This is a genomic window from Streptomyces misionensis (genome assembly GCF_007896895.1).
Lineage (GTDB): Bacteria > Actinomycetota > Actinomycetes > Streptomycetales > Streptomycetaceae > Streptomyces > Streptomyces misionensis_A.
The window spans coordinates 29,331-40,233 of sequence record NZ_VOGW01000181.1 but is presented as its reverse complement, the minus strand read 5'-3'; the positions used below and the strand labels follow the sequence as shown (position 1 = coordinate 40,233).

General features: G+C 73.6%; 8 protein-coding genes and 1 pseudogene. 2 read left to right on the top strand and 7 right to left on the bottom strand.

Annotated features, from left to right (window positions below; translation table 11 throughout):
• From FRZ03_RS39500 to FRZ03_RS30655, 4 genes and pseudogenes are all read right to left on the bottom strand, one after another.
• A pseudogene (locus FRZ03_RS39500) lies at positions 1–191 on the bottom strand (recombination regulator RecX); the annotation flags it as partial.
• Positions 192–193: 2 nt separating this feature from the next.
• Positions 194–1,318, bottom strand: a complete 1,125-nt coding sequence (gene recA / locus FRZ03_RS30665; protein ID WP_146468348.1) for a recombinase RecA — start codon at positions 1,316–1,318, stop codon at positions 194–196.
• Between the two features lie 318 nt (positions 1,319–1,636).
• The gene (locus FRZ03_RS30660; protein WP_146468347.1) at positions 1,637–2,863 is read right to left on the bottom strand and encodes an AI-2E family transporter; all 1,227 of its coding nucleotides are present in this window, start codon (positions 2,861–2,863) and stop codon (positions 1,637–1,639) included.
• Between the two features lie 122 nt (positions 2,864–2,985).
• Entirely contained in the window at positions 2,986–3,180 is a 195-nt protein-coding gene (locus FRZ03_RS30655) for a DUF3046 domain-containing protein (RefSeq protein WP_146468346.1), read from the bottom strand.
• An 80-nt stretch (positions 3,181–3,260) separates the two neighbouring features.
• Between FRZ03_RS30655 and FRZ03_RS30650 the strand changes: the two genes are divergently transcribed.
• Positions 3,261–4,205, top strand: a complete 945-nt coding sequence (locus FRZ03_RS30650) for a hypothetical protein (RefSeq protein ID WP_186785709.1) — start codon at positions 3,261–3,263, stop codon at positions 4,203–4,205.
• Positions 4,206–4,368: 163 nt separating this feature from the next.
• Here FRZ03_RS30650 and FRZ03_RS30645 read toward each other — a convergent pair whose 3' ends face one another.
• From FRZ03_RS30645 to FRZ03_RS30635, 3 genes are read right to left on the bottom strand one after another with little or no spacing between them, the layout of a single operon-like run.
• Complete coding sequence (locus tag FRZ03_RS30645; protein ID WP_146468345.1) at positions 4,369–4,677, bottom strand: AzlD domain-containing protein; 309 nt, start codon at positions 4,675–4,677, stop codon at positions 4,369–4,371.
• Positions 4,674–5,423 carry an AzlC family ABC transporter permease gene (locus FRZ03_RS30640; RefSeq protein WP_146468344.1) on the bottom strand — a complete coding sequence of 250 codons (750 nt, stop codon included), beginning with the start codon at positions 5,421–5,423 and terminating at the stop codon, positions 4,674–4,676. The genes FRZ03_RS30645 and FRZ03_RS30640 overlap by 4 nt, the downstream gene beginning before the upstream one ends.
• 22 nt (positions 5,424–5,445) lie before the next feature.
• Positions 5,446–6,333: an AraC family transcriptional regulator gene (locus FRZ03_RS30635; protein ID WP_261399412.1), complete on the bottom strand. Its 888-nt coding sequence runs from the start codon at positions 6,331–6,333 to the stop codon at positions 5,446–5,448.
• Positions 6,334–6,599: 266 nt separating this feature from the next.
• On the opposite strand from FRZ03_RS30635, the gene FRZ03_RS30630 reads away from it, so the two are divergent.
• On the top strand, positions 6,600–10,903 hold a 4,304-nt coding region (locus tag FRZ03_RS30630; RefSeq protein WP_146468360.1), incomplete at its 3' end, for an ATP-dependent helicase.

The window sequence follows — 10,903 nt, the reverse complement described above, 5'->3', positions numbered from 1 at the left end:
GGGCCGCCCCCGTGCGGCTCGCCGCTCCCGCCGTCCGGCCAGGTGCCGTCGCCGTGTCCGTCGTGTCCGCCGGTCGCGTATCCGTCGTCGTCACCGCCCGGGGCGAAGGCCGGACGGCCCCCGATGCCCCTCCCCCGCGGGGCACCGGGGGCGGCGTGCTCGTACTCGGACCAGTCGGTTCGTCGTGTCACGGTCAGCTCTTGGCAGCGGCGGCCTTGGGCTTGGCGGCCTTGGTGGCCGTGGTGGCCGTCTTGGCGGCGTCCTCCGCGACCGGGGCGGCGGCCGCGGCGTCGGCGGCGGGCTCGGCCGCCGGCTCCTCCGGCCGGACACCCACGCCCAGCTTCTCCTTGATCTTCTTCTCGATCTCGTTGGCCAGGTCGGGGTTGTCCTTGAGGAAGTTGCGCGCGTTCTCCTTGCCCTGGCCGAGCTGGTCGCCCTCGTACGTGTACCAGGCGCCGGCCTTGCGCACGAAGCCGTGCTCCACGCCCATGTCGATCAGGCCGCCCTCGCGGCTGATGCCCTGGCCGTAGAGGATGTCGAACTCGGCCTGCTTGAAGGGCGGCGCGACCTTGTTCTTGACGACCTTGCAGCGGGTGCGGTTGCCGACCGCTTCCGTGCCGTCCTTCAGGGTCTCGATGCGGCGGATGTCGATGCGCACCGAGGCGTAGAACTTCAGCGCCCGGCCACCGGTCGTGGTCTCCGGCGAGCCGAACATGACGCCGATCTTCTCGCGGAGCTGGTTGATGAAGATGGCGGTGGTCTTGGACTGGTTGAGCGCGCTGGTGATCTTCCGCAGCGCCTGGCTCATCAGCCGGGCCTGGAGACCCACGTGGCTGTCGCCCATCTCGCCCTCGATCTCCGCGCGCGGCACGAGCGCGGCGACGGAGTCGATGACGATCAGGTCGAGCGCGCCGGAGCGGACCAGCATGTCCACGATCTCCAGTGCCTGCTCGCCGTTGTCCGGCTGGGACAGGATCAGGTTGTCGATGTCGACGCCGAGCTTGCGCGCGTACTCGGGGTCGAGGGCGTGCTCCGCGTCCACGAACGCGACCTGGCCGCCGGCCTTCTGCGCGTTCGCCACGGCGTGCAGCGTCAGGGTCGTCTTACCGGAGGACTCCGGTCCGTAGATCTCGACGACACGGCCGCGCGGCAGGCCGCCGACGCCGAGCGCCACGTCCAGCGCGGTCGAGCCGGTCGAGATGACCTCGATGGGCTCCTTCGACCGCTCGCCCATGCGCATGACCGCGCCCTTGCCGAATTGCCGTTCAATTTGCGCGAGCGCGGCGTCGAGCGCCTTCTCGCGGTCGGTTCCTGCCATGGGTTCCACCCGGTTTGCTTGAGTCGATCGCTTCACGTCAAAGACGCTAACGCCTGCCACTGACAACGCGCCCCGACGTCGGCCCGGCCTGTGGATAACTGGGGTGCATATCCACCCAAACCATGGCGAAATCCTGCCGCCATGGCCCCGCCGGAGCCTTCATCAGAATGGATGTTCGATTTTCGTGTCAAGCGACACACCGGCCCGGCGGTGACCCGGACCGAGCCGTCCGTCCTGCGCCACGGGGTCGTTCACACCAGGCGGACCGCACGGCGCGCCGGGCCGGCCCGGCGCGCCGCGAGCCGCACGTGCGGACCGTCACCGCCGGGTGCGCGCCGCCCTGATCCGCGCCAGCATCCCGGGGCCGGCCGGGGTGCGGACGCGGTGGCCGTTCACCCGGGGGTCGTCGGTGACGTCGTACCGCTTCACGTAGGCACCCAGGAAGGCCTGGAGGGTAGCCACCGCGGGGATGGCGATCAGCGCGCCGACGGCGCCCAGCAGGGCCGTGCCGACGATGACCGAGCCGAAGGCGACGGCCGGGTGGATGTCGACGCTCCTGGCGGTCAGCTTGGGCTGGAGCATGTAGTTCTCGAACTGCTGGTAGATCACGACGAAGACCAGCACCCACACCGCGTACCAGGGCGCGACGGTGAACGCGATCAGCATCGGCAGCGCGCCCGCGAGATAGGTGCCGATGGTGGGGACGAACTGCGAGACCAGACCGACCCAGACGCCGAGCACGGGTGCGTACGGCACGCCCAGGGCCTGGAGCAGGACGTAGTGCGCGACCCCGGAGACGAGCGCCATGAGGCCGCGCGAGTAGAGGTAGCCGCCCGTCTTGTCGACGGCTATCTCCCAGGCGCGCAGCACCTCGGCCTGGCGGGCCGGCGGCAGCACGGAGCACAAGCCACGCCGCAGCCGCGGACCGTCGGCGGCGAAGTAGAACGAGAACAGCGCGACGGTCAGCATCTGGAAGAGGCCGCCGAGCACCTGCTGGGACACGTCGAGCACACCGGCCGCGCTGTTCTGCGCGTACTTGCGCAGCCAGTCGGAGCGGAGCACCCCCTCCTGGACGTCGACCCGCTTGAGGTTGGTGTGGAAGGTCGCGTTGGTCCAGTGGATGAGGGAGTCCAGGTAGTCCGGGAAACCCTCGATCATCTTGATGATCTGCCCGGCCAGCATCGAGCCGAGCAGGGTGACGAATCCCGCGGCGGCGACGGTCAGCAGGAAGAAGACCAGGAAGGTGGCGAGCCCCCTGCGCATGCCGCGGGCGGCCATCCGGCTCACCGCGGGCTCGACCGCCAGGGCCAGGAAGAACGCGATCAGGATGTTGATCAGCAGTCCGGTGAGCTGGTGGAAGGCCCAGGTGCCCAGCTGGAAGGCGGCGATCAGCGCCAGCGCGAGCACCATGGCGCGCGGCAGCCAGCGCGGCATGCGGCCCTCCGGAACGCCGGCCCCGGGGGCCGGTGGCCGGTCGGTCGCCGTCGTAGCGGCCGGGATCGCGGGCCGGGTCGGCTGCTCGATGTCCTCGTCAGTGCGTGCCACCCGCCAAGTCTCGCCCACCCCGCCGACAAACGCCGCCCACCTGCGGTTTTCGTGACCGTACGGTGCCGTAGCGTCGTCTCGACGGCGAACTTTCGCGGCATATCACCCCAGAAGGGATCGCCTCAGCGCCGCTCCCTCGGCACGTCCATGACGGTGCACACCACCCGCCACACGTCCTTGGCCGCCCAGCCGGCGTCCAGGGCCTCGTTCACCGTGCGCCCGCCCAGCTCCGCCATCACGTGGTCGCGCGCGAACGTGTCGGCGTACCCGGGACCGAAGTGCTCCGCCATCCGCTGCCAGAAGACCGTCAACCGCATGAATCCAGTATCCCGCCCCTGAGAGTGGGGCCCGCCCGGGACCGCTTGCCAAGGCCGCTTTCCGTCCTACGGTCTGACGCATGGCCGACACCGGAGCTTCTCCACTCCCCTCCGCGCCCCCGGCGCGCTCCCCGCTCTTCAGCGCCGAACAGTTCGTGTGGCTCACCGCGCGCGTCCTGGAGCAGCGTCTGTTCGCGTACCACTTCCTGCGCGGCGCGCCGGACGCGGTGGAGGCGGCGCTGGACGCCTATCGCAACCCGGACGGCGGTTACGGGCACGCGCTGGAGCCCGACCTGCGCGGCCCCGTGAGCCAGCCCCTGCACACCGCGCACGCGCTGCGCGTACTGGACGCCGTCGGGCGCTGCGGCGGGCAGCGGGTGGAGCGCGTGTGCCGCTATCTGACCTCCGTCTCCACGGCGGACGGCGCGCTGCCCGCGGTCCACCCGAGCCAGCGCGGATATCCGGCGGCGCCGTTCGTCCCGGTCGTCGACGACCCGCCCAGCGATCTGCTGACCACCGCGCCGGTGGTGGGGCTGCTGCACCGCAACGAGGTCTGGCACGCCTGGCTGTTCCGGGCCACCGACTTCTGCTGGCAGGCGGTGGAGAACCTGGAGAAGTCGCACCCTTACGAGGTGCAGGCCGCCGTTGCCTTCCTGGACTGCGTTCCCGACCGCCCGCGCGCGCAGGCCGCCGCGGACCGGCTGGGCCGCCTGGTGCGCGAGCAGCGGCTCGCGGCACTGGACCCGGACCGGCTCGACGCCTACCCGGTGGCTCCCGGTTACGCCCCCGGGGAGCACCACTTCCCGCACGACTTCGCCAGGAGCCCGGCATCGCTCGCGCGCGCGTGGTTCACCGACGAGGAGATGGTGCGCTCCCTGGATCATCTGGCCGCCGAGCAGCGGGCGGACGGCGGCTGGCCGGTCCGCCGACGCCACTGGGCACCGGTTCCCGCGCTCGAAGCGCGGCCCATGGTGACGATCGAGGCGTTGTGCACCCTGAGGGCATATGGACGCTTCGTCGGCTGATGCGCTTCACGTGCTGAACCCTTCACGGGCTGATGCGCTTCACGGGCTGAGCCCTTCACAGGCTGATGCGCTTCACGGGCTGGTCCGCTCCCTGCCACGTCCCGGCCCTGGCCGCCCCGTCCCGCGGACTCCGGCCGCCCGGCCCGCACCGGTCTTGCGCCACTCAGCCGCCGAGGGCCCGTACGCCCGCCGTCACCACCACGGCCGCCGCGACGACCACCAGGAACGGCGCGCGCAGCACCAGGGCCACGGCGGCCGCCCCGAGCCCCGCGGCCCGGGCGTCCAGCACCAGCGCGTGTCCCTGGGCGAACGTCTGCTGTGCGGTGAGCGCGGCCAGGAGGGCGACGGGCAGCAGGGCGGCGAGTCGCCGCACGAGCGGGCGTTCGACGACATGGGCCGGCACCAGGAGGCCCGCGAGCTTGACGGCGTAGCAGCCGAGCACGGTCAGGCCGATCGCGATCCAGGTGTTCACCGGGCCTCCGCCTCCTCGGGCGCGTCCTGCGGGCCGCGGCCCGCGCGCCGTCCCGACACGACCAGGGCGAGCGGCGCGGCAAGCGCCGCCACCAGGACCGGCACGCCGGCCGGCAGCACGGGCAGCAGGCCGAGGCCGAGCAGTACCGCGAGGCCCGCGACCGCGCGCTCGGTCGCCGTCGTCAGCATCGGCGCGAGCAGGGCCAGGAACACGGCCGGGCCCGCCGCGTCCAGCCCCCACGCGCGCGTGTCGCCGATCGCCCTGGCACCCAGGGCGCCGAGCAGGGTGGTGAGGTTCCACAGCACGTACAGGGTGAGTCCGGTGACCGTGAAGCCGATCCGGGCGGCCCGCCGGGTGGGCTGCGCCAGGGTGACCGCCGTGGTCTCGTCGATCACCCACTGGGCGGCGAGGGGCCGCACCGCGCGCGGGACCGCGAGCAACTGGGACAGACGCAGCCCGTAGAAGGCGTTGCGGACGCCCAGGAAGAAGGCCCCGGCCGCGGCGGTGTACGGGTTGCCTCCGGCGGCGAGCGCGCCGACCAGGGCGAACTGGGAGGCGCCGGTGAACACCAGGAGGCTCAGCGCGCAGGTCTGAAGGAGTCCGAGTCCGCTGCCGGCCGAGGTCACCCCGAAGGCGAACCCGGACAGGCCCACGGCCACGCCGACGCCGAGGGCGTCCCGTACGACGGCCGCGTCGGGCTTCGCCGCGCCGCCGGTGATGTCCACTGGTGCTGTCTGCTGTGCCACGCCGGGACCGTACGGTCGAACATCAGTGCCGGTCTTGTACGTTCTTGCGCTCACGTTGGTAGGCACCCGGCGGTACGCCGACGATCCGGGCGAAGTGCCGGTTGAGGTGCGGCTGGTCGGTGAAGCCGACGGCGACGGCCGCCTCGGCCGGCCGGACTCCCGCGTCCAGCAGCCGCCGTGCGCGCCGCACCCGGGCGTCGGTCAGCCAGGCGTGCGGCGGCATGCCGTAGGTGTCGCGAAACGCCCGTAGGAGGGCGAACGGGCTGGTCCCGAGGTCGGTGGCGAGCCGCTCCAGGGTCGGCGGCCCGGCCATCCGCTCCTCCAGCACGGCACGCGCGCGGGCCGCGATCCGGGCCCCGGCCGTGCGCGGCCGCCGCTCGGGCAGCGGGCCGCCGTTCAGCCGCAGCAGCCGGGTCACGGCGATCCGCAGCAGGGTGTCGGCGGCCAGCGCGTTGCCCTGCTCGGCGGCGCCCAGCACCTGGTGGACGAGGCGGACGGTGGCGGGGTCGTCGAGGACGGGGCTGACGAAGCCCGGGGTGCCGCGCAGCGTCGTGGTCTCGGCCGCTATCGCGGCCACCACCTCGGGCGACGGGTAGACCGCGCCGTACCGCCAGCCCTCGGGCACCCCGGCCCGGCCGGTGTGCGGGGTGTCCGGGTTGACCAGCGCGAGGGCACCCGCGCCCGCCGACACGTCGGAGCCGCCGTGGTGGAAGACCTCGACGCCGGCGGCGATGGCGGCGATCACGAAGTTCTCGTGGGTGTGCCGGACGAAGGTCTTGTGGACGTACCGGGCGCGCAGCAGGTCGACGCCCGGCAGTTCCTCGTAGCGCCAGTGCCGCGCCCGCTCCACCGCCCGCCGCTCCCGCTCGCGGGGCGGTCGGTCGTCCCGCCGTCCGGCCGTTCCTGCCATACGGCCATTCTCCGCCCCGCCGCTCCTCACCCACGACCGCTCTCTCCCCTCAGACCGTCCCGTTCCCATGGCCGTTCCCGTCGGCCGTTTCCTCGTCCACCGCCGCTCTCCCTCCGACCGTCCCCACGGCCGCTCTCCGTCCGACCGTTCCGCCGTCGCGGCCGTTTTCCGTCCCCGCCGACCGCCGCCCGTGCCTCCCCGCTCACCGGGATAGGGCATTTGCCCAGGTCAGCCCGATTGTCAGTGGTCGGGTGCAGGATGGACGCATGGTCAGCTCAGCACATCGAGCCCTCGACGGCTTCTCCCCCGCGACCCGCGGCTGGTTCACGGGGGCGTTCTCCGCGCCCACCGCGGCCCAGGCGGGCGCGTGGCAGGCCATCCAGGCGGGCTCGGACGTGCTGGTGGTCGCGCCGACCGGCTCCGGCAAGACGCTGGCCGCGTTCCTGGCCGCCCTGGACCAGCTGGCCTCGACCCCGCCCCCGGCCGAACCGCGGAAGCGCTGCCGGGTGCTGTACGTCTCACCGCTGAAGGCCCTCGCGGTCGACGTCGAGCGCAATCTGCGCAGCCCGCTGACCGGTATCCGCCAGGAGTCCGTCCGGCTGGGGCTGCCCGAGCCCGAGATCAAGGTCGGCATCCGCTCCGGCGACACCCCGGCCGCCGAGCGCCGCGCCCTGTCCACCCGCCCGCCGGACATCCTGATCACCACCCCCGAATCGCTCTTCCTGATGCTCACCTCGGCCACCCGCGACGCGCTCACCGGCGTGGAGACGGTGATCCTGGACGAGGTGCACGCGGTCGCGGGCACCAAGCGCGGCGCGCACCTCGCGCTCTCCCTGGAGCGCCTCGACGAACTGCTGCCGAAGCCGGCCCGGCGGATCGGCCTGTCGGCGACCGTGCGCCCGGTCGACGAGGTGGCCCGCTACCTCTCGCCGCACCGCAAGGTGGAGATCGTCCAGCCGGAGTCCGGCAAGGAGTTCGACCTCTCGGTGGTCGTCCCGGTCGAGGACATGGGCGAGCTGGGCGGCTCCCCCGCCACCGACGCGGCCGAGGGCGGCGAGCGGCCGTCGATCTGGCCGCAGGTGGAGGAGCGGATCGCCGACCTGGTCCAGTCGCACCGCTCCACCATCGTCTTCGCCAACTCCCGGCGCCTGGCCGAGCGGCTGTGCAACCGGCTCAACGAGATCGCGTACGAGCGCGCGACCGGCGAGCCGCTGGCCGAGCACCACGCGCCGGCTCAACTGATGGGCGGCTCGGGCGCGGCCCAGGGCGCGCCACCGGTGATCGCCCGCGCCCACCACGGCTCGGTGTCCAAGGAGCAGCGCGCCCTGGTCGAGGAGGACCTGAAGGCGGGCCGGCTGCCCGCGGTGGTCGCCACCTCCAGCCTGGAGCTGGGCATCGACATGGGCGCGGTCGATCTCGTCGTCCAGGTGGAGTCCCCGCCCTCGGTCGCCTCCGGCCTCCAGCGCGTGGGCCGCGCCGGGCACCAGGTGGGCGCCGTCTCCACCGGTGTGGTCTTCCCCAAGTACCGGGGTGACCTGGTGCAGGCGGCGGTGGTCACCGAGCGGATGCGCACGGGCGCCATCGAGTCCCTGAAGGTGCCCGCGAACCCGCTGGACGTGCTCGCCCAGCAGCTCGTGGCGATGACGGCGCTGGACACCTGGCAGTTCGACGACCTGCTGGCCCTGGTGCGCCGCGCGGCCCCCTTCGCCTCGCTCCCGGAGTCGGCGTTCACGGCGGTCCTGGACATGCTCGCCGGGCGCTATCCGTCGGACGCGTTCGCCGAGCTGCGCCCGCGTGTGGTGTGGGACCGCGTGGCCGGCACCATCACCGGCCGCCCCGGCGCCCAGCGGCTGGCCGTCACCTCCGGCGGCACCATCCCGGACCGGGGCCTGTTCGGGGTCTTCCTCGCCGGCAGCGATCCCAAGAAGGGCGGCGGCCGGGTCGGCGAGCTGGACGAGGAGATGGTCTACGAGTCCCGCGTGGGCGACGTCTTCACGCTGGGCACCAGTTCCTGGCGCATCGAGGACATCACCCGCGACCGGGTGCTGGTCTCCCCCGCGCCGGGCGTGCCGGGCCGGCTGCCGTTCTGGAAGGGCGACCAGCTGGGCCGCCCGCTCGAACTGGGCCGCGCGGTGGGCGCGTTCCTGCGCGAGGTCGGCTCGCTGCCCAAGGACGACGCCCGGCTGCGGCTGCTCACCGCGGGCCTGGACGCGTGGGCGGCGGACAACGTGCTGTCCTATCTGGAGGAACAGCGCGAGGCCTGCGGCCACGTCCCGGACGACCGCACGATCGTGGTGGAGCGCTTCCGCGACGAGCTGGGCGACTGGCGGGTGGTCGTCCACTCCCCCTTCGGCGCCCAGGTGCACGCGCCCTGGGCCCTGGCGCTCGGTGCCCGGCTGTCCGAGCGGTACGGCATGGACGCGCAGGTCATGCACGCCGACGACGGCATCGTGCTGCGCCTGCCCGACGCCGATCTGATGAGCCTGGACCTGCTCGACCACGACCCCATGAGGGCGGGCACCGAGTACGACAGCGAGCAGGCGCCCGTCGGCGCGGCTGACGTCGCCTTCGACAAGGGCGAGGTCGACCAGGTCGTCACCGACCAGGTCGGCGGCTCGGCCCTGTTCGCCTCCCGGTTCCGCGAGTGCGCCGCGCGCGCCCTGCTGCTGCCTCGCCGCAACCCCGGCAAGCGCACCCCGCTGTGGCAACAGCGCCAGCGGGCCGCCCAACTGCTCCAGGTGGCGAGCGAGTTCGGCTCCTTCCCGATCGTCCTGGAGGCGGTCCGTGAATGCCTCCAGGACGTCTTCGACGTCCCCGGGCTGGCCGAGCTGATGGGCGACATCGAGTCCCGCAAGGTGCGCCTGGTCGAGGTCACCACCCCGGAGCCGTCCCCCTTCGCCCGCTCCCTGCTCTTCGGCTACGTCGCCCAGTTCCTGTACGAGGGCGACTCCCCGCTGGCCGAGCGCCGGGCCGCCGCGCTCTCCCTGGACTCCCGGCTGCTGGCCGAGCTGCTGGGCCAGGCGGAGCTGCGCGAACTGCTCGACGCCGATGTGCTCACCGAGCTGGAGCGCGAACTCCAGTGGCTGACCGACGACCGCCGGGTCAAGGACGTGGAGGGCGTCGCCGACGTCCTGCGGCTGCTCGGCCCGCTCACCGAGGCCGAGTTGGTCGCGCGCGGCGCCGATCCGCACTGGGTGCGGGAGCTGGCCGGGGCGCGCCGGGCCATCAAGGTCCGGATCGCCGGCGCCGACCACTGGGCGGCGATCGAGGACGCGGGCCGGCTGCGCGACGCGCTCGGCACCGCGCTGCCCGTCGGCGTCCCCGAGGCCTTCACCGAGCCGGTCAAGGACCCCCTGGGCGACCTCCTCGCGCGCTACGCCCGTACGCACGGCCCGTTCACCTCGGCCACCGCGGCCGACCGCTTCGGCCTGGGCGTGGCGATCACCGACGGCGCCCTCCAGCGGCTCGCCGCGAGCGGCCGGGTGGTGCAGGGCGAGTTCCATCCCGCGGGCATCGGCCAGGAGTGGTGCGACGCGACCGTGCTGCGGCGGCTGCGCCGCCGCTCCCTGGCGGCGCTGCGGCACGAACTGGAACCCGTGCCGCCCGCCGCGCTGGCCCAGTTCCTGCCCCAGTGGCAGCACATCGGCAAGGGCCACGGCCTGCGGGGCGTCGACGGACTGGTGCGCGCCGTGGAGCAGTTGCAGGGCGCCTCCGTGCCCGCCTCCGCGCTGGAGAAGCTGGTCCTGCCGTCCCGCGTGGCCCGCTACACGCCGTCGATGCTCGACGAGTTGACCGCGGCCGGCGAGGTGGTCTGGGCCGGCGCCGGCGCGCTGCCCGGCAAGGACGGCTGGGTCTCGCTCTATCTGGCGGACGCCGCCCCGCTGTTGCTCCCGCCCCCGCACCCGCTGGAGCTGACCGCGCTCCACCAGTCCGTCCTGGACGCGCTGTCCGGCGGGTACGGCCTGTTCTTCCGGCAGATCGCCGACCAGGTCCGTGCCACCACCCATCCGGACGCCACCGACCCCCAACTCGCCGACGCCCTTTGGGACCTGGCCTGGTCGGGCCGGCTCACCAACGACACGCTGGCGCCCATGCGGGCCCTGCTGGGCTCGGGCCGCACGGCGGGTTCGACCGCCCACCGTGCCAAGCGCTCGGTGCCGCGCGGGCGTTACGGCTCCCTGACGGCCGCCGCCCGCACCGCCTCCCGTACCGGCCCGCCGACCGTCGCGGGCCGCTGGTCGCTGCTGCCCGTGGCCGAGCCGGACGCCACCGTGCGCGCACACGCGCTGGCCCGCACCCTGCTGGACCGGCACGGCGTCGTGACCCGGGGAGCGGTCGCCGCGGAGGGCGTCGAGGGCGGCTTCTCGGCGGTCTACCGGGTGCTGTCCGCCTTCGAGGAGAGCGGCCAGGCCAGGCGCGGTTACGTCGTCGAGGGGCTGGGCGCGGCCCAGTTCGCCATGGACGGCGCGGTGGACCGGCTGCGCGCGGTCTCCAACGCCCGCGAACGGGGCGAGGCCGCCCTGCCCGCCCCGGCACCGTCCGACGGCTTCGCTCCCGCCCCTGACGGCTT

What these genes read in the sequence shown, in the direction of transcription:
- recA (WP_146468348.1), bottom strand. Translation starts at nt 1,318, where the DNA reads ATGGCAGGAACCGACCGCGAGAAGGCGCTCGACGCCGCGCTCGCGCAA.
- FRZ03_RS30635 (WP_261399412.1), bottom strand. Translation starts at nt 6,333, where the DNA reads ATGGCAGGAACGGCCGGACGGCGGGACGACCGACCGCCCCGCGAGCGG.
- FRZ03_RS30650 (WP_186785709.1), top strand. Translation starts at nt 3,261, where the DNA reads ATGGCCGACACCGGAGCTTCTCCACTCCCCTCCGCGCCCCCGGCGCGC.
- FRZ03_RS30655 (WP_146468346.1), bottom strand. Translation starts at nt 3,180, where the DNA reads ATGCGGTTGACGGTCTTCTGGCAGCGGATGGCGGAGCACTTCGGTCCC.